This is a genomic window from Paenibacillus farraposensis, from assembly GCF_020736845.1.
Lineage (GTDB): Bacteria > Bacillota > Bacilli > Paenibacillales > Paenibacillaceae > Paenibacillus > Paenibacillus farraposensis.
Map to the genome: position 1 here is coordinate 161,042 of NZ_JAFFQR010000015.1, position 18,240 is coordinate 179,281.

The following is an 18,240-nucleotide window of genomic DNA, read 5'->3' on the forward strand; positions in this document are numbered from 1 at the left end:
GTGGATATGGATTATTACCGGATGAAAGAGAGGGATGACAGAAAGTGACGACCAAAACGATTCACCTTGTGGAAGCGCTTGCTAATGAACGAGATCATGGAGTCCTGATTTGGCTGTTCAATATCGGTGCAGAGCAGGTATGGCATCCGTCCCCCCGCAAAGCGGGGATGGTGGACGGAGATGAGCAGCAAGTGGTAAACCGGATGGAGGAAATGAATCTCCTGCTGTGTCGAAGCCAGGACATCATTATCCTGCGTGAAAAGCCGGATGAGGCTTTTCTAAACATGCTTCAACGGTTGGGCTTTAGCCTGCCGCGGATCGAAGTGCCGGAGCCTTCGGATCCGCTAACGCCGATTGCAGAGCTGGTGCTGGCGGACGATGCGCTTTTGGCACGATTACGAGCGGTTGCGGAAGCGGGCTACCGCAGCGGCGGAACCAAGGCCTGGCTTGTTCCTTATGCGGTCACGCCGCAGGAGGAAGCGATTGCAGAGCGCTGCGGTTTGGAGCTGATCGGCGCTCCATCCCCGGTCAGTGCTCGGGTGAATGATAAAATATTCAGCCGCCTGACCGCACAAAAGCTCGGTTTTGCCGTCAGTGAAGGGGCAGTATGCGAAGACGAGGCGGCCATTCGCAGGGAATGCGCCAGACTAGCCGACTTATCGGACGGACCCGTGAAGCTGGTGATCAAGCAGCCGCATGGTGCCTCGGGCCAAGGCATGTATATGCTGGACGAGTTGTCCAAGCTGGATACACTGCTGAGTGTAATGAGGCGCTTTGGCGGCTCGTCACCATCCTCTGGAGGCTGGCTGGTGGAGCGCTGGCACAGCAAACAGATGGATCTGAACTACCAGCTCTGTATCGACGAGAGCGGCGGTGTGACGATGTTTTCATTAAAGAAGCAAAATGTCGATGGCACTGTATATATCGGGTCTCAGCTTCCGGCTGATATTGGTGCTGACCTACAGGAAGAAGTCAGACGATGCGCCTGTCAGTTGGGAACCTATCTGTATTCCATCGGATATACAGGTATGGCCTCCATTGACGGCTTTGTGGATGATAGCGGATTGCTGGTTCCGGTGATCGAGATTAACGGCAGATTTACCCTGTCCACTTATATCTCGTTCCTGTCCTCTGTCTTGGGCGAGCAGCGTAAAACGTTGTCCCGCTACTACCGCAACGTTACTCCTAAGCCCCTTACCTATAGCCGCCTGTGTGGTTTACTTGCGGAGCAGGGCTTGCTTTATACACCGGAACGCCCTGAAGGGGTATTTGTTTATACAGCGGGCACCTTATCGGGTGTTCCTGTAAAACGGGGTTATGTGAACCGGATTTTTACACTTATTCTGGCAAACAGCTGGCAAGAGGCCGAAGCCTATGCGCACAAGCTGGAAGGGGTTATCGCCGGATTAGGATGCTCATAATTAAGGAGGAATTGATCATGAAAACAGATGTATACCATATAGTACCCTTGCTGGAAAAGGTGTTGAAGCTGGCACCGGGTGAGCTTGGACAGCTGGCCCCAGATCAGGACTTGCGAACCTTGGGATTGAATTCCCTATCTGCTGTTGAATTGATTGTGGAACTGGAAAATGAGCTTGATATTACGATGGAGGACGACGATTTGGTGCTGGAGCATCTATCTACACTACAAGGCATTGAACGTCTGTTGGATAAATATGCATAAGGGCCCCGCAAAGAACGGAGCCGTGCAGGAATCCGGCAAGGGTAACTGCCATGGTTCCATGGTGAACCACGCTGTCGCAAACGTAGCCAACGCCCTTCCGGGGAAACATTGTGTTTATTCTTCTCTGCGCACTTCATTGCAGCGCTATGGGGTGAGCATGGCAGAGTCCGAGCTGTTCATGCTGTGTGGAAGCATGTGCGCGGAGTATAGCGGAGATTTAAAGCGCTTCGGACCGGAGAAATACCCGGAACAGCTTCAAGAAATGGCGGCCAGTGGCGGGCCTGTTATTCGGGTGGAGCCGTGGGCCGCCGGGGTAAGCAATGAAGGTGATCTGCTGCGGGTGTTCACATCAGGCTACGGCACGATGCTGCATACGTCAAGCACCACTTTAACTTATCACGATGTATATGTGAAAAATTACCCAAGGGGCCATGTGATTGAGCTCTGCGGATTGGACTTGCAGGCGCGGACGGCACAGGTCAATGACAGCTTTCTGCTGGATTCCTCGGGAAAAGCTATGACCTACGTGGGACCGGCCCGTCTCGATGATTTGATGCAGGGGATTATTGAGTATGCCTGGCTGGTGGAGCAGCCTGTCCGGCTTTCGCCCGGCGAGCTGCATACTGCGTGTGCGCACCATATTCGTCAGTATGTGACTGGACAAGAAGCGATCTGGAGAGACGTACCTTCGTCTGATGAGCCAGGAAATCGGCCTGAAAAGGGGACAACAGGCAAGCAGGTCAAGCGGGGGGATGCGGGCTACCGGGCATTTGTCGATGACTTCCGCCTGCTGACCGACATGGAGGACCAGGATTTCCGGATATACTGTCATGAAATCTATTACAATCTGCGTCTGGGGAGTGCCCTTCATTTAGCGGACTATGCGGCTGATTATTGCCTGCTGCATCAGGCTACGCTGGGACCGCAAGCACAGCATGTCGCCGAATTAGCACAGTCGCTGTATGCGGATTGGCATAAGCTCAATTTGCATATTTACAAAACAGGCCTCCAGCTGCGCAGGCACCGGATACCTGAGATTATGGAGCGTGCCCTGAATCTGATTGAAAGACAGCGGTATATGCTGGAGAAATTAATGATTTTAGCGGAGCAAGCAGCCGGGTAGTTCAGGCCAGTCGTATCAGGCATGCTCATCAAGATGTCACGGACAGAGGAAAGAGGAGGGGAATTCATTGCCGTCCGGCATTCTCCATCCCAGTGACGGGGAAGCATCGATGCTCGGCTTTAGTCCGTGGAAGCGGCAAAAGGAATTCAAACGTCAGTTCTCCATCGTCATGGGGCAGAAAAACCAGCTCTGGTGGGATTTGCCCGCCAGCGAGTCGTTTGAGCTAATAAGCTTATTTACGAAATAGATGAAAGGCGCTATAAGGAGGCGCTGGACGAGGCTGCCGTATGTCCTGCTTTACATATTGGCGTTGCCGGGAGCGCTTGTGCTCCATTTTGTAGTCTATTACGCGCTCAGCGGCATAGCCTTCTGAGTGACGGAATCAGCAGGACTGTTTTACACACTGTCGCTGGTTATTTACGTAGCTAGCGGTACGGTGTTCCCGCTGACGATTTTTGGAGATGCTTTGGCCCGCCTGTTCATCGTGCTGCTGTTCAGCTACACTGTATTTTTTCCGGTGAACGCGTTAACAGGCAAGCTAACCATGCTGGAAGCTGCCAAAGGCATTGGCGTGCAATGGCTGTGGATTGCCGTCTTGGCGGTGGTATCACGCTGGGTGTAGCAAGCCAGGGTCAAACGTTTTGTCTCGGTGGAAGGCTAACATGAAAAATGTTTTCCAAAACGTTGTACGTTATATCAGGCTGTACTGGAAGTTCGTCCAGTTTTCCGTCATGTCGCGTGCTTGCCGCATGTGGAAGAGGCCGCTCGCGCCTGGGGAATCACATTGCACCAGCCACCGCTGGGTGCCAATACGTTATATGTGAACACCGGTGGACGGGATGGGGAAAACAGGATTGCAGGCTATCCGGGCAAGCCGAGCAGAAATGCAACCGGGCGCGGGGGCAGAGTATCCGCTAAGCAGATTCGCGTGAGCGGGATTAGTCCCGAAGAGGGCGGACCCGAAGGGGATGGCGCTTCCAAGCAGATCGTCGGTGTTAAAAAAGAAACTGACAGAACCGAACGGCCGCGAGGAAAGGGCCGTCTTTATTTGGAACTGGTCGCTTATTCCGGTTGCAGAACATGTTCCTTGGTAAGCACGGCAATCCCGCTTGTTCGTACATGGCGGCGGTTAGGGCATGGGCACATACCCTGACAAGATTGGACAGTTGAAAGAGGCCAGCTGGGAGCTGGATTTGCTGTTGTATGATCAGGATCAACCGTATGGGCAGCGGGACAGTATACGCTATTTTCGGATGGACCCGCAATGGAGAACATGGCAGCGAAAAGAAGCCGGTGAGCATACGTTTCCACCTTTTGGAGAGGTCAAAACGGGTGAAAAGACCGTGTATCAGGTTGGAACGGAATATCATAGCATGCTGGATCGGGCGTGTTATGCCCAGGCCATCGTCTGTAAGCCTGGTGGAGGCAGCCTGACGGATTCGTTCGGTACTCCACTCCCCTCCACTCATCCACAATGAAAACCGTTTTCGAGCCTATGAACTATTATGTCAATCAGTTGGAGGCCTTTTGCAGCATCATCCGGGGCGAAACAGAGCCGATCCCGTTCCGCGAGGCCGCTGAACGCGTCAGGCTGCTGGCAGCCATTCATGAAGCTGCACGTTCAGGCGAGACCATCTATGCAGTATGAGTACTTTGCATTCATCTTGAGGATAGAAAAGCGAAGAGAGGGGAATTGGAGCGAATGGTTAAAAAGGACGAGGCCTTGCTGGAGCGCTTTGGTGGGCATCCGACGCCATTTTACTATTATGACGGGGACGCGATGCATGCTCATGTCAGCTCGCTGCTGGCCCGGCTGCACCCGGCTGTGCGTGTGCATTATGCGCTTAAGGCTAATGGCAATGTAGCCTTGGCGGGATTGCTGCGCTCGCTGGGCTGCGGCGTCGAGATCGCGTCAGCCGGGGAATTGTTCGTCGCCATGGAGGCTGGATATGCCGCGGAAGATGTGTTGTACGCCGGACCCGGAAAAACGGCAGCTGAACTGAGCGAGGCGGTCGCCTGTGGAATCGGCTGCATTCATGTCGAATCGGTGCGTGAGCTGCAGCTACTGGAGGATATTGCCGCTCAAGCGGGCTTGTTTGTCAGGGCTGCAGTTCGCATCAATCCCGATAACGATCTGTCGGGAGCGACGATTAAAATGGGCGGTGTTCCTCGTCCTTTTGGTGTCGATGAAGGGGAGCTCGATCCCTTTTTTGAAATGCTGGAAAATTGTCCACATGTATATTTTCAAGGCATCCAGGTATATACAGGCACGCAAATGCTAAAAGCGGATCAAATTCTGGCTTCATTTGCTAACACCCTGCAGCTGGCGGAACGAGTACAAGCCCGATATGGTGTTGCGATGCGTACGGTGAATTTGGGCGGCGGTTTTGGTGTGCCATATTTTGCTCATGAGCAGCCGCTTGATATGGAGCAGGTCATCGACGGACTGAACGAGCTTGCGGAGCAAACCCGATCCCATATGCCGGGGGTCTCTCTAATTATCGAAAGCGGCAGATATCTGGTCGCTCAAGCGGGCAAGTATGTTTGCCGGGCCTTGTATACCAAGGAGTCCAAGGGAGAGAAGTTTGTGGTAGCGGATGGCGGCATGAATCATTATGTCTCGGCTACCTTTCGGGGACGCCGACTTCGGGACAACTACCCTGTGCAAATTATGCGCAGACAAGCGAATGAACGGGAAATGGGCCCTAACAGACATACGGAGCAGAAAAACACTTCTGTTCAGGAGAGGATTACCGCCGAACAGCCGTTAGGGGAGTTTGCAAGCCAAATAAGTGAGCTTCCGGCAGACGCGGCGATGGAGCTGGAAACGGTAAGCATTGTCGGTCCACTTTGTACACCCGAGGATTGTATGGTAAAAAAAGCGCAGCTTCCCCCGATTCAGGAGGGCGACTATATTGTCTTTCCAAACGCAGGAGCTTATGGATTAAGCTATAGTCCGTTGCATTTTCTGGGACATGCGACTCCGATGGAACTGCTTGATTTTCGCGGAGAGGTGTATGTGATTCGTAAACACGGTGACCGCGCGGATTTGCTGCATCATCAGCGTATGATTCCACTGCCGGAGGATGTTGTGCCGGGAAGCGTGCTATAAGCAGAAATAACGCCAAAACCGTCGGAGTCGATACAATCAGCTCTGTGTTTTGGCGCTTTTTTACGTTGGAAGCTGAGTGAATTGAACTTAGCGCTGCTTGGCGCTGCGCATTTCCTGACGCACGAGCTGCCACACCATGAAGATTGAAGATCAGTACAGCGACTTGGGGGACAAACGTTTCACAGATCAGATACATTCCCAGCCAGCTAATGGATCGGAGTGTGGAGGCCGTGTGTCCCGGAAGCTTGCCAACGACCTGAAGCGAATGAATGCTTTCACCCAAAAATCGGAATACAAGATAATAAATCAGCACAGTAGCAGTCAGGAAAAAGGCGCGAATCGGCAAGCGCACACTGAATTTGATGATTGCAAATGCTAGGACGACCAGGGCATCACTCAGCAGACGATCGGAAAACTCATCCAATCCTTTGGTTGTGTTCGCTTCCCGTAATGTTTTTTCAATACGGTGGAAGCCGCAACCAATCAGCCGCATCCACATCACCGTCGCGAGCGACGATATTCAGGTTCAGTTCGCCCAGTGCTTCCGCAATCGGTTCAATCCGTTCATAGTATATACGTGCAGGAGCGTACAGCGCCTTGGCCTTGTACAGACCGCCAGCTTTGACCGTATTCGTAAATTCTTCTGTCTTCTCCACAAACGTATCACATTGCTCAACTGCATAGGCGCGGTAAGCAGCAGCCGCTTGATCAAAATTAGGAGCAGTAGCTGCCGGAGTCGTTGCCTGTGTGTTCGCCCCCGCATCTTTGGTCGCAGCAGCGGGCTGCTGGGACAATAGTTCCGGTTTGTCCGCAGCCTGCGAACAGAATAGAGGAGACCAGCACTCCGGCCGGTACGGCAATAACATAGTTTCAGCGTGAATGACACCCTTGCTAGGCAAACTGGCCCTATATCATTGTTGTTGAGCAATATTAATATCGAAATATTTTTTTTGATAACTATCAGTCTAAGTTTTTTAAGGCTGGCCCATATGCCTGTCAATACATAAATTAGACACAAAATTCAACCCGTCCTTAAGGGTTGCGAATAAGGAGCCTATGCCCATTTTTATCCCCATATTGAACCATACCTGAGCACATGACATAAAATGTGTTGACTGTATCCCTTAACCTTGTTACACCACACAAAACCCGGGCAAGGAGGGGTGAAATTGACGAAGGGTAACGACCACAAAAACAAGTTTTTGTTAACTCACCGTGAGCGTGAAGTATTTGAACTGCTTGTGCAGGACAAAACGACGCGTGACATCGCCGGACAACTATTTATTAGTGAGAAGACGGTGCGTAATCATATTTCAAATGTAATGCAGAAATTGAACGTAAAAGGTCGTTCACAGGCGGTCGTGGAATTAATTAGACTTGGAGAATTAAAAATCTGACCTCTTGTTCCTTGCGGGGTACAAAGTCTTCTCGATGATCCTTTAGCAGTGAAGGATAGTTGGGAAGGCTTTTTGTTTTGATCATATGTAGTTTAAACATCATGGCTCTGGAGCTGAGCTGTTCCTGGCAGTTAGCTATCCTTGATCGTTCCAATTTGAGCAAGTAAATCTGTATCAAATACCGTTGCTGCACATCCTGAATCCAAAAGGATGTTCTGCAAAAAGAATCGTTTGATCGTTGTGTGTTAAGGTTAGAGAGACGATAGGCAACCCATGATGGAGATGTATCTTCATGTACGCTGCCGTACTCCTGAAAAGAATTCTTCAACAACCTCTACATTCGTTCGGCTGGTATGAAATACGTATAATTCACGCATTGGATGTAATCTGTGTAAATACTTATACCTGTTCCAGGCTTCTTGCGGATTATCATACTCCTGAATAACCGCTATGTCCTCCAATTAAGCGCAATTGGTTGCTAGAGCTTGCTTTTTATCGCCTCCACCAAGACAAAACGACTCGGATGAAGGGGGCAAGGAATTAACGGGTTATGGCTTTAAATTATTATTTGCAGCTCGTGTTGACCAAGCGCCCCGATATTTAGAATAAAGATATTTACATTTCAAGGAGACGTAGAAAAATAATACGCTTAAACCGTCTAAATATGTAGGAATTTGTGCGTAGGTGTTGTACTATATAAGAAAGGAAGAAACTACCACAAGGCCATGCGACGGCTCACACGCGAATAATCACTACTGAAGGCTGTACCACAAATTTATACAAGAGTAGAAATGCATCTGGTGATAGGCTGGGAATATAAATGCAGCTTACAAATATAGCCCCTGCAAAATCAGTATCCAGGATATCGATAGCATAGAAGACGGATTAGTTTTTGAATATTACATAAGATAGAAAAGCTCATGCTCAGGTAGCAGGAAGAAGCTTTTCCCTGGAGCTACCTGTGCATATTCTATACAGGAGGTAAAAAGAAGGCCTATGACACCCAACCAACATTCGATGACCTATACGCTCAACAGCGGTATAAAGGGAACGGTCTACCTTTCCAGTAAGCAGGTGCAGGAGTGGATCAAAGCGTATCAAATTGGCAGCAAGTTTGTAACGGTGGTGGGTAAACAGTATTTTGGTTTAAACCCTGAGTTGGTAGCAGATTTTAAGGTACATAATCAATACTCGGAGCAGAGAGAGCACATCTCCATAATACAGCCTGCAATGGAACGCAAGGCTGTAGATGTAGACCCGCTGGTAGATGCATACAATCAATACAAAACGTTAATTCAGGTAGAGTGTAAATGTGGAGCTTCCTATATAGAGGAGTCACCGCACAAAAGAACCAAGTGGTCCTGCAGGGAATGTAATAACATTGTATTTCTGGATCGCAAGAAGGGGCAGGTGGATACGGAAAGAGGCAGAGCGTGGTATATGACAAACAAGTACTATGTGGAAAGATAGAGCAGCTGAGTATTGTCAGTTGCCTTGTGCTGTATTTCCCGATCCATGAACTTTATAAATTCAGCTATAGTCATTTGCCAAATAATAAAATTGATGTTTTTTGCGCTTTGTAGTACATTATCAAGTGTATTATAAGGAGGCTTCTCATGTACGGACATAGACAAGATGATACTTTATACATCATGACCTACACATTAAACAGCGGTATCAAGGGCACAGTGCCTTTGTCTAATCAACAGATACAGGAATGGCTTGAGTGTTACAGAATTGGCAAAAAATTTGTAACCGAGATTGGCAAAGAGTACTTTGGACTGCACGCGGAACTGGTGGCCGATTTTAAAGTCCATAATCAATCTTCAAGCTATCAGGAGGTCATTATCCCGATTCAACAGCCGGATACAAGCTTAAGAGAGCTGTCCCAGGCTTACAAATCAACAGAAACCTTGATTAAAGTAGACTGCAAATGTGGCACATCGTATGTAACAGAATCCCCGATTAAGCGGACCAAGTGGTACTGCACAAAATGTCGGGAGATTGTCTTTCTCGATAACAAAAAGGGATTGGTTGACACTTCTAGAGGCAAGGCTCATTATATGACGAATAAATATTTTGTGGAACGGGAAACAACTGGCGTATAAGCCGGTTGTTTTTTTATTAAGGAAGGTGGATTTCATTCAAGGAAATCATTCGAATGCTGTAGGTGCTAAAGCTGATTGGTTGCAGAATAAACCCGTTACCCGATCTGCGAGCAAACGCTGCTTTAGCCGGACAGCCGCTTCACGAGGGATCGGGAACCTTCACTCGAAGCCAATCTGCTTCCGCAGCTCCCCACGTTAAGGGGGTCATATGAATTAAACATTGCTCTGGGATGACCTTCAGGATGCAGCCCTCCTCTGTGAGCACCCTTGTAAATTCAGCATAATTGGAGGGAGATAAAATTTTGAGTATACCGTCAAATTGTTGACTTGCAAAAGGACAATGAGCCAGATCGGCAACGTACCAGAGAGACATCCATCCCTACGCCAGTAAGCTCACTGACTCCTCTCCGGGTTAGCATTTCCTGAATGTGGCTCAGATGAGAGCCTTCCTCGCAACCCGCATCCAGCAAATAACAATGTATTTTGCGGCCGGATAAGGGCTTCATAAATTCCATCAGATGGCTGCTAATGGCTTCATTTAAGGGCTCGAAAAATCCGCTATTGCACATCTTTCTTCTGGAGGTTAACAATTGTTTATCATATTTGGTCTTGTAGGCCCGGGGGGATAAATGAACATACCCGTGTCTGGATAGATCGTAGCAATGTTGATTACTACATAGGAGGCTTTACTTTCCACCATACGCATAAACGAATGAATTGGATAATCATATGGTGCAGCACTCCCTCAAAAAAATAGAAAGGGTTTTCGCCCTCTCTATTGTGGCATATGGATAAAAATGGGTATGCTTATACCGATTTCAAGAACTCTACAATGGTTAACAAGCCTTTGTCGAAATTCTCCAAATTAAAATGCTCGTTTGGTGCATGCAGGTTTTCATCCGGCAAGCCAAAGCCCATCAAGACAACCGGAGCAGCTAGGACACGAGAAAAGGTTTCGACGATTGGAATGGAGCCGCCATCTTTGGTAAACAGGGCACGCACACCGTACACTTTCTCAAAAGCATCCGCTGCCGCTTGCAAAAATGCGTGTGACGGGTCAATGTTAAAGGCATTTGCTTTCTCGCCCTGCTGGATTTCCAGCCTAGCCCCTGGCTGAACATGGGCGCGCAAATGGCGCTCGATCTTGTTCAGAATGTCCTGTGGATTCTGATTCGCCACCAGGCGGCATGTAATTTTCGCATGAGCTTCCTTCGGAATGACCGTTTTCGTGCCTTCACCCTGGAATCCGCCGTACACGCCGTTCAGCTCCAGTGTCGGACGCGCTCCGACGCGCTCGACGAAGCTGTAACCTTCCTCGCCATACAGAGAATCAAGCGCAAGCTCCTGCTGCAGCTTGCTTTCACTGAAGCCCTGTTTAAGAAATTCTGTTCTCATCTCTTCTGATAGCGGCACAACATCATCGTAAAATCCTGGGACGCTCACGCGGCCTTTATCGTCATGCAGGGTTGCCAGCAAGGACACCATGGCATGCAGAGCATTTGGCACGCCCCCGCCAAAAGAGCCGGAATGCAGGTCTGTATTGGCCGTGTGAACAGCAACCTCCAGTGAGCACAGTCCGCGCAGGCCTGTGCAAATGGCAGGCTTCCCTTTTTCGATCAGGGAGGTATCGGATACTAGTACAGCGTCGGCAGTCAGACGCTCAGCCCCGGTTTGCAAAAACTCAAGCAGGTTCGGGCTGGACACCTCTTCTTCGCCTTCAATGCAGAATTTGATGTTCAGCGGCAGCTTGCCCTCTTGCTTCAAAATGGCCTCAACCGCTTTCATGTGCAGGAACACCTGACCCTTGTCGTCTGTCGCTCCACGCGCATACAATTTTCCATCACGGATAGAAGGTTCAAACGGAGGAGTCTCCCACAGGTGAAGCGGATCAACGGGCTGTACATCGTAATGGCCGTATACGAGGATGGTTGGTTTACCAGGCTCATGCAAATGATCAGCGTACACGAGCGGGTGGCCTTTGGTCGGGATTATTTCGACGTTTTCCAGACCGGCAGCAGTCAGTTTGGCAGCCAGCCATTCGGCAGCCTGATGAATGTCCTTTTTATGCTCCGATAATGCGGAAATACTCGGAATGGACAACCATTCCTTCAGCTCATTCAGTTGCTGCTCTCTGGCTTGTTCAAAATAAGCGGAATAACTCATAAAGTTGTATCCTCCTTTGTACTGGTAATCGTGCGAATTTTGCTGTATCCTCGAACCGAGGTCGTGGGCGATATGTCCAGTTTACTACGTTTTGCATTGAACGAAAAATGGCAGATCAAAAAAGCGATTCTGCCCAAGTCTGTCCAGACTTGAGCAGAATCGCTTTAATCAAGAAGTTGATGCATTTACACTCGAATGTCCAGTTGACCACCGAGATGAGGCTGTACGCTTTTTTCCATCATCTGTATCAGTGCTTGCCCTTGCTCATTGGCTTGATCCTTGGCCAGAGCAGCAACCTTTATACTCGCGGCTTGAGCCAAGCTGGCCTGACTCATACCTGTCGATAATGCTGCGAAATCCATGTTCCAACCCTCCTTCTAGGTAAAAACTCTTTCTCAGTATATATCGGTAGAAACGGTTATTTTGTTTCATCCAGTTGGAATTGGTGCAGCAAATCTTGAAGCTGTTCGGCCAGACGGGTCAAATCTGCAGCGGACGAACCGATCTCTTCCATCGAGGCGAGCTGTTCCTCTGCGGCAGCGGACACGGTCTCCGTATGGGAGGCCGCCTCCTCAGCGATGCGTGTAATCTCCTCCATGCTGCTAACGACGGTGCTGGTTCCTTCTGCGACCCCGGCGGTAGAAGCAGCAACGTTATCAAGCTGCTTCGCCGATTTAGCAACGGCTCTACGGATACGAGCAAAGGAGCGGCCGGACAGGTCAATGGAATTGATACCTTCATTGACGCGTTCTTTAGCGGACTCCATAGCGATCAGAGCCTCAGATACACCGCTTTGGATTCCTTGAATTTGTTCACGAATTTGCTGTGCAGAATAAGCTGAGTTTTCAGCCAGCTTGCGCACCTCGGTCGCTACGACAGCAAATCCTTTGCCGTGATCCCCTGCGCGTGCGGCTTCAATGGAAGCGTTCAGCGCAAGCAGATTGGTCTGACTGGCGATTTCCGTAATGACGGTGACAATCGTTCCGATCCGCCCGGAACGGTCACTCAAAGCACTGATAATCGTATCAAGCTCTTCCACCGTTGTGCGAATGCCGTCAATGGAAACGACACTATTGCCGATATGCTCACTGCCTGTATCCGATGCCTCAATGGCCTGTGCAGAATAAGTGGACATTTCAGCCATGGTGGCAGTCATAGCCGTAATGTCAGCGGACATACTGCCAACTCGTTCCTGATTAGCTTTAGCGCTGCCCACTTGGCGTTCACTGCCTGCAGCCACATCCTGAATTGCAACAGTCACGTGCTCAATGGCACGGGTCGTTTGTTCCGCACCTGCGGCAAGCTCCTGCGAGGAGACAGACAGATTGCCTGTCATCGCTTGAATTTCCCGGATCATGTTGCGCAGGTTATCCACCATTTGTTGAAAATACCTTGATAGATCTCCGATTTCATCCTTGCTTGAAGTCGCAACATCGATGGAAAGATTCCCTTGGCTGATTGCATTCATGGAATTACGCAATCTTTGAATCGGCTTGAGTATACTGTTGATCATCCACAAGGCCAGCATACCAATGATGATCGCTGAAATCACCAGCACAACGATTGTCCTAATGAGTATCGGTTGGGCGGAGGCGCTCGTTTCCGCTTGGTCCATCGTTCCGGCAATTTTCCAGCCTGTCAACGCATTGGTTTTGAAAATCAGTTTTTTGGTTACGCCATTCAGATCATAATCAAAGCTGCCTTCCTTGGAAGCAAACAGATGTGGCAGCATTTCACCCATTTTCGTACTTCCGCTGATTTCTGTCGGGTGGGTAACGATACGTTTGGTACTATCAAGTAACATGATATAACCATTTTCCCCAATTTTTAAATCAGTAATTTCTCTTAAATTACCCAAATTAAGGGAGAGGCCTAGAACACCGCTATTAGCGGGAAGTGTACGTGAAATATAGACAACGGGCACCTTGCTCGAATTGAGTTCGACAGGACTGACTACAGTCTGTCCAGGCTTTTCCATCGCTTGCTTGTACCAAGGGCGCTCACGAGGATCGTTTGTAAACCTGCTGGCTTTGCCAATGATGAGCTTTCCTTCAGGAGTTCCTACAAACATGTCGGTAGCTTCCGCATGCATTTTCAAATACACTTGTAACCTTTTGAGAATGTCTTCATCTGCTTCTGTACTGCTATCACTAACGGTTATCGTAGTAGAATAATATTCAATATCCGCGATTTTGGCTTGAATGGTTTGGGTAATTGCACGATCGGATGCGGTAACGCTAGTAGTCGCACTGTCTAGTAATTGACGCTCCGTTTGGTTATATGCTGCTTGGAAGGAAAACAAACTGACAATAACACTAGGTACGAGCATGACCAGCAGGAACGCTGCTGTCAGTTTTTTGCGTAATGTCAAATTTTTCAGATGTTTCAGTTGTTTCATCAAACCCCCTGCTTTCTACAAGCGTATTTATTTCTAATATTTAAATCATACGTATTTAATATCTTTTTTTTAAAATTGAATGGATAGATGATTGTTAATCTGCTAATGTCATAAACTATTTTTTGCATAACATGAAGTATCTTGCAATCTGGAGGGATGGAGTAGTGGTTCAATTGGGCTGATTGGCGAAGCTGGTGATACATATGCAGTTGAAATTGTGCGTGGTGCCGACTACGGTCTGGGAGAGATCGTCTATCGCGCCAAAGGAGTATTGGGGGGCTTAGGAACTAATGAAACACATGCTTAACCTATCGTTTCTTCCGTCGTATTGGGCAGTTGGAACACGGACACATGCCGATCCTTCGTTCTTTTCTTGTAGGTGTCTACTGCCCGGTAGATTGCCGGCATCCCAAGCGCTGCTTGTACACTTTCCCGCTTGTTGGGTCCGTCCATGCAGGAGAATAGAAGGCTCCCCCGTCATTAGTCCCCAGATTCACCACGACCACATCCGGCCGCCATGAGGTAAAATCATGATCGGAGAGTGCTCCTAATGCTTCATCTCTCTTTCCGGTGAGCATTCCGCCTACCTGCTCATAATATGCCGGTATATTCCCATGCGGATTATTACCCCAACTCGTCAGGACACCCCATCCACTTTGTGACAACACCCGATAATCCGCATTCAGTGCTGTGGCTGTGATGGCTGTATAATTATGGAGTGCCGTGAACAAACATGGGAATCCAGTCTGTTTCCTCTTTTGCTCCAATCGTTCCTTCGCCCGAGGTAATGCTAACTCATAGGCTGGACATCCTTGACCAACACGGACATTTTTGACCATGTCGACCATGAACCTTTATGTACTTTGCTTTTGCAAGTGGATATGTCTTCAGCCTTTTGTTATACGCCATTTTCAATATCCTCCTTGGAGTATATAAACTTAATTGTTTTTCTGTAATATTGTAAAAGGGATGGCAGAAAATCTCAAAGTCTATTTTTAAGTAATTTTTCACAAATATGTTTTTGATCCATCAATTGCTTTGTCGAGCATGACAATATTAAAAGCACTGGAGCAACAGCAGCATGATTGGGATGTAAGGCCTGTTCTGCTGCCATGCTACACCTGGCTGCCCCATGTGCGCTTAGTCATTGATATGCCCATCTGGACAAGCTGGCTGCTTCGTATGAGCATAACCGGACGCGTTGCGTTATTTGCCTGACGGCCTGCATTTGCTGGCTAACGAGCGCAAGCTGAGAGAGGCTTTCCCTGATCTGGCTTCCACAGCTCCTCCTTTAAAATAATTCAAGCTGTTCCGGTCCTTCGTTCTCCTCAGGCGGTTGGCGGGGCGGAAAAGGCTTGGGGTCCATGCCGAGCATCGTCATCAGCTGTTTGGCGTTAGCGGCGGCATCTCCTCCCGAATTATTGTTGAAAATAACACAAATCTCCCGGCTTTGCTGCTCCAACTCCAGCAAGCGGTTTCGCCATTCGGTCAATTCCTGCTCGTTGTACCGATACAAATAACGAACCTCCCGCCAATTGGGCGCAGCGCTTTGATTCCAGCCGGATGCATTTCGCCCGTGGAGACGCACGATCGTCAGACTGCTGTCTGTAGCCTGCGGTACAATGGGCACAGAGCCCGGCCCTGCCTGCGGTTCATCACATACGCTGTGTATCCAGCCTTCCTCGCGCATGAATGCCAGTGTTTGTTTGCGGAAATGGGGCGTAAACCAGCTTTGATGTCTGAATTCAAGTACGGATGGGACCTCTCCCATCCTTTTTTTCGTGCCTCGCAGTACGGCGACATTCTCGCGTGTACAATCGAACCAGGGAGGGTACTGAAATAGCACCGCTTTGAGCTTGCCCGCTTCGCGAAGAGGCTGTATGGACGCATGCAATGCTTCATACATGGCGTCGATCGTTTTAAAATAAGGCTGTTTGCCGCGTGTATGTCCGGTCATGCCTTGATAAGCCTTGACGAGAAACGAAAAGGAGTCAGGCGTTTCGGCCGCCCAGCGTGCCATGCGATCCGTGGGCTGCACTGCATAAAAAGAACTATCCATCTCCACCACCGGAAAATGGCTTCCATAGACGCTTAATTTTTGATTAGCTTTGGTGCCGAGCGGGTACAGGTCATCGTGATCGCCCCAACCGGTTAGTCCAATTTGCATCATAGCTTAGCTGCTCCCTTCCTAATTTGAATACGCTCAAAAGGCGTTCCCTTGATTCATTTTAATGATAAAATGGGATGACGGCATGAAGTTCCTATGAATGTTTAAGCCTGATCCTACGATGATTGTAACATGTTCCTTATTCGTAATGTTTTTGAGTTTCCAGTTTGAAAAAGCTAATATAATACTTAATAGTGCGAAATGAGTTCATGGAGGAGAAACGATATGGGAGAATGGTATGAGCAAAGCTTTGGGGAAGATTATTTATTGGTATACAAGCATCGCGACTTTCAGGGAGCTTATCAGGAAGTGCAGAAAATGATCTCCTGGGTCAAATTGCCGCAAGGCTCCAGCGTATTGGATTTATGCTGCGGTATGGGACGGCATTCCCTTGCGCTCGCCGATGCGGGCTATAAGGTGACGGGAGTGGATCTGTCCGATGTGCTGTTGAGAGAGGCACGTGCTGCCGATTCCGAAGGACGGGTAAGCTGGCATCAAGGGGATATGCGAGCGGTGCCGCTGGATGAACGCTTTGATGCAGTAGTGAATCTGTTTACCTCCTTTGGCTATTTTGAGCAGGATGAAGAGCAGCTTAGCGTATTAAAGGAGATTCATCGGCTGTTGAAGCCGGGGGGGCGTTTTATCATAGATTATTTGAACCCTGCCTATGTAGCCGCACATCTGGTGCCGCATTCGTCACGCGAGGATGACGGGAATTGGATTGAAGAGCATCGGGTTATTGAAGATGGATTCGTGAAAAAACAGATCGCGATTCGCTCATCCGCATCGGCAGTTACGGCCAGAGCCGCCGCTGGTCCGGATACGACTGCCGCAGGAGAGGAATCGGCACGTGTGTATCACGAGCGTGTAAAGCTCTACCCGTATGAAAAGTTCCGCACCTTGCTGGAGCAAGCCGGATTGTCTGTAGAACAGCTGCACGGAAGCTATAATGAAGATCAATATATCGAGGATGCTTCGCCCCGGATGATCTTTGTTGGCGTGCGAGCTTGAGACGAAGAAGGCGGAGGGGAGCCATGAAGATGCCAGAATTAACACCCTGTGAGTGGATAGACGGAGGCTTTCAGGTCAAAATATCCATGTCCTTTCCGCTGCGCTGGGTGAACAGCTACGTGCTCAAGGGACAGGATGGTTTTACGATTGTAGACCCTGGTCCGCGCAACCAGGACACAGAGGCAGAATGGGCGCATGTCTTTCAGCAGCTGAGAATGTCCTTTGGAGATGTCTCGGACATTGTGGTGACTCATCACCACCCGGATCATTACGGGCTGGTAGGCTGGATGCAGCAGCAAAGTCAGGCATGCGTACATATGTCAGCTCGCAGTCACCAGGAAGCGATGATGATGTGGGGCGCTCAAGAGTCAATGGGTGCTATGGAGCACAGGCTTCCCGGCTTTTTTGTCCGGCATGGTTTCCCTCGGGAGCAGGTGCCCGACTTGGAAGCACATATGCGGCAGGCCTATTCGCAAGTGAACCCGCAGCCTGAAATTACCGTTATTCCTGTTGGAGGGGAAGCCTGTCTGGAACTGGGTGGACATAGCTGGCTGCCTATTCAGACAGGAGGACATGCAGCCGGGCATGTGTCCTTATACGAGCCGAATAGCGGCGTTATCCTGTGCGGTGATGCAGTTTTGCCGCAGATTTCACCGAATATAAGCCTGCTGCCGGGAAGTGATACCCAGCCCTTGCATTCTTATATAGACGGCTTGCAGCGCCTGGGAGAGCTGGAGGTATCCTGGGCGTACCCGGGGCATCGCCATCCGTTTGGAGATTTTCATGAACGGACGCAAGCGTTGCTGGCGCATCATGAAGAACGGCTGGATCAATTCCAACAGTTGATCCAGCCCGAGGGGAGCACCGCCTATCAGCTGTGCACAGCCGTGTTCAGCAACAAGCTGGGTATTCACCAACTGCGATTCGCCATGTCGGAGACACTGGCTCATCTGGTGGAGCTGGTGCGCCGTGATCGGGTCAGGATGAGCGAGTCGGACCCTGTTACGCGCTTTTGCTCTCTTCACCGGGAATCATTATCGAATCAAGCAAAATGAGTGGCATGTATGCCGGGAAAGA

General features: G+C 49.5%; 19 protein-coding genes and 4 pseudogenes. 14 read left to right on the forward strand and 9 right to left on the reverse strand.

Annotated features, from left to right (window positions below; all coding sequences use genetic code 11):
- Positions 1-44 precede the first annotated feature (44 nt).
- The 9 genes and pseudogenes from JO375_RS03720 to JO375_RS03760 all read left to right on the forward strand — a co-directional run bounded on the left by JO375_RS03720 (position 45) and on the right by JO375_RS03760 (position 5,919).
- The gene (locus JO375_RS03720) at positions 45-1,421 is read left to right on the forward strand and encodes a peptide ligase PGM1-related protein (protein ID WP_229523194.1); all 1,377 of its coding nucleotides are present in this window, start codon (positions 45-47) and stop codon (positions 1,419-1,421) included.
- A 17-nt stretch (positions 1,422-1,438) separates the two neighbouring features.
- Positions 1,439-1,684: an acyl carrier protein gene (locus JO375_RS03725; protein ID WP_229523195.1), complete on the forward strand. Its 246-nt coding sequence runs from the start codon at positions 1,439-1,441 to the stop codon at positions 1,682-1,684.
- Positions 1,677-2,807: a hypothetical protein gene (locus JO375_RS03730; protein ID WP_229523196.1), complete on the forward strand. Its 1,131-nt coding sequence runs from the start codon at positions 1,677-1,679 to the stop codon at positions 2,805-2,807. The genes JO375_RS03725 and JO375_RS03730 overlap by 8 nt, the downstream gene beginning before the upstream one ends.
- Before the next feature lie 70 nt (positions 2,808-2,877).
- Positions 2,878-3,086: pseudogene (locus tag JO375_RS03735) on the forward strand (multidrug ABC transporter ATP-binding protein); the annotation flags it as partial.
- Positions 3,087-3,180: 94 nt separating this feature from the next.
- Positions 3,181-3,429, forward strand: coding sequence for a hypothetical protein (locus JO375_RS03740; protein ID WP_229523303.1), 249 nt, complete (start codon positions 3,181-3,183; stop codon positions 3,427-3,429).
- Positions 3,430-3,591: 162 nt separating this feature from the next.
- Positions 3,592-3,960, forward strand: a complete 369-nt coding sequence (locus JO375_RS03745; RefSeq protein ID WP_229523197.1) for a hypothetical protein — start codon at positions 3,592-3,594, stop codon at positions 3,958-3,960.
- The gene (locus JO375_RS03750; RefSeq protein WP_229523198.1) at positions 3,944-4,285 is read left to right on the forward strand and encodes a hypothetical protein; all 342 of its coding nucleotides are present in this window, start codon (positions 3,944-3,946) and stop codon (positions 4,283-4,285) included. Before JO375_RS03745 ends, JO375_RS03750 begins: the two co-directional genes overlap by 17 nt.
- Positions 4,273-4,455 (forward strand): annotated as a pseudogene (locus JO375_RS03755) (gfo/Idh/MocA family oxidoreductase); the annotation flags it as partial. The gene JO375_RS03750 and the pseudogene JO375_RS03755, both read left to right, overlap by 13 nt.
- 54 nt (positions 4,456-4,509) lie before the next feature.
- Positions 4,510-5,919, forward strand: a complete 1,410-nt coding sequence (locus JO375_RS03760) for a type III PLP-dependent enzyme domain-containing protein (RefSeq protein WP_229523200.1) — start codon at positions 4,510-4,512, stop codon at positions 5,917-5,919.
- An 87-nt stretch (positions 5,920-6,006) separates the two neighbouring features.
- Here JO375_RS03760 and JO375_RS03765 read toward each other — a convergent pair.
- Positions 6,007-6,307, reverse strand: a pseudogene (locus JO375_RS03765) (iron permease); the annotation flags it as partial.
- A 70-nt stretch (positions 6,308-6,377) separates the two neighbouring features.
- Positions 6,378-6,785 carry an imelysin family protein gene (locus JO375_RS03770; protein WP_229523201.1) on the reverse strand — a complete coding sequence of 136 codons (408 nt, stop codon included), beginning with the start codon at positions 6,783-6,785 and terminating at the stop codon, positions 6,378-6,380.
- 303 nt (positions 6,786-7,088) lie between these two features.
- Between JO375_RS03770 and JO375_RS03775 the strand changes: the two genes are divergently transcribed.
- The 3 genes from JO375_RS03775 to JO375_RS03785 all read left to right on the forward strand — a co-directional run bounded on the left by JO375_RS03775 (position 7,089) and on the right by JO375_RS03785 (position 9,424).
- A complete protein-coding gene (locus JO375_RS03775) occupies positions 7,089-7,316 on the forward strand; it encodes a helix-turn-helix domain-containing protein (protein WP_007431813.1) in 228 nt (75 codons plus the stop codon).
- 996 nt (positions 7,317-8,312) lie between these two features.
- On the forward strand, positions 8,313-8,786 hold the full coding sequence (locus JO375_RS03780; protein WP_229523202.1) for a hypothetical protein: 474 nt from the start codon (positions 8,313-8,315) through the stop codon (positions 8,784-8,786).
- A 146-nt stretch (positions 8,787-8,932) separates the two neighbouring features.
- Positions 8,933-9,424, forward strand: coding sequence for a hypothetical protein (locus tag JO375_RS03785; RefSeq protein WP_229523203.1), 492 nt, complete (start codon positions 8,933-8,935; stop codon positions 9,422-9,424).
- A 314-nt stretch (positions 9,425-9,738) separates the two neighbouring features.
- On the opposite strand, the gene JO375_RS03790 is transcribed toward JO375_RS03785, so the two are convergent.
- The 7 genes and pseudogenes from JO375_RS03790 to JO375_RS03815 all read right to left on the reverse strand — a co-directional run bounded on the left by JO375_RS03790 (position 9,739) and on the right by JO375_RS03815 (position 16,155).
- The gene (locus JO375_RS03790) at positions 9,739-9,993 is read right to left on the reverse strand and encodes a class I SAM-dependent methyltransferase (RefSeq protein WP_229523204.1); all 255 of its coding nucleotides are present in this window, start codon (positions 9,991-9,993) and stop codon (positions 9,739-9,741) included.
- A 238-nt stretch (positions 9,994-10,231) separates the two neighbouring features.
- Entirely contained in the window at positions 10,232-11,587 is a 1,356-nt protein-coding gene (locus JO375_RS03795) for a dipeptidase (protein ID WP_229523205.1), read from the reverse strand.
- A 185-nt stretch (positions 11,588-11,772) separates the two neighbouring features.
- A complete protein-coding gene (locus JO375_RS03800; RefSeq protein ID WP_229523206.1) occupies positions 11,773-11,949 on the reverse strand; it encodes a YjfB family protein in 177 nt (58 codons plus the stop codon).
- Between the two features lie 56 nt (positions 11,950-12,005).
- The gene (locus JO375_RS03805; RefSeq protein ID WP_229523207.1) at positions 12,006-13,985 is read right to left on the reverse strand and encodes a methyl-accepting chemotaxis protein; all 1,980 of its coding nucleotides are present in this window, start codon (positions 13,983-13,985) and stop codon (positions 12,006-12,008) included.
- A 306-nt stretch (positions 13,986-14,291) separates the two neighbouring features.
- A pseudogene (locus JO375_RS03810) lies at positions 14,292-14,777 on the reverse strand (SGNH/GDSL hydrolase family protein); the annotation flags it as partial.
- 190 nt (positions 14,778-14,967) lie between these two features.
- The gene (locus tag JO375_RS24470; protein ID WP_267497661.1) at positions 14,968-15,099 is read right to left on the reverse strand and encodes a hypothetical protein; all 132 of its coding nucleotides are present in this window, start codon (positions 15,097-15,099) and stop codon (positions 14,968-14,970) included.
- Between the two features lie 177 nt (positions 15,100-15,276).
- A complete protein-coding gene (locus JO375_RS03815) occupies positions 15,277-16,155 on the reverse strand; it encodes a DUF72 domain-containing protein (RefSeq protein ID WP_229523209.1) in 879 nt (292 codons plus the stop codon).
- A 222-nt stretch (positions 16,156-16,377) separates the two neighbouring features.
- Between JO375_RS03815 and JO375_RS03820 the strand changes: the two genes are divergently transcribed.
- Positions 16,378-17,163 (forward strand): class I SAM-dependent methyltransferase, encoded by a 786-nt coding sequence (locus tag JO375_RS03820; RefSeq protein ID WP_229523210.1) that lies wholly within the window; start codon positions 16,378-16,380, stop codon positions 17,161-17,163.
- 23 nt (positions 17,164-17,186) lie between these two features.
- On the forward strand, positions 17,187-18,218 hold the full coding sequence (locus JO375_RS03825; RefSeq protein ID WP_229523211.1) for an MBL fold metallo-hydrolase: 1,032 nt from the start codon (positions 17,187-17,189) through the stop codon (positions 18,216-18,218).
- The last annotated feature ends 22 nt before the right edge of the window (positions 18,219-18,240 follow it).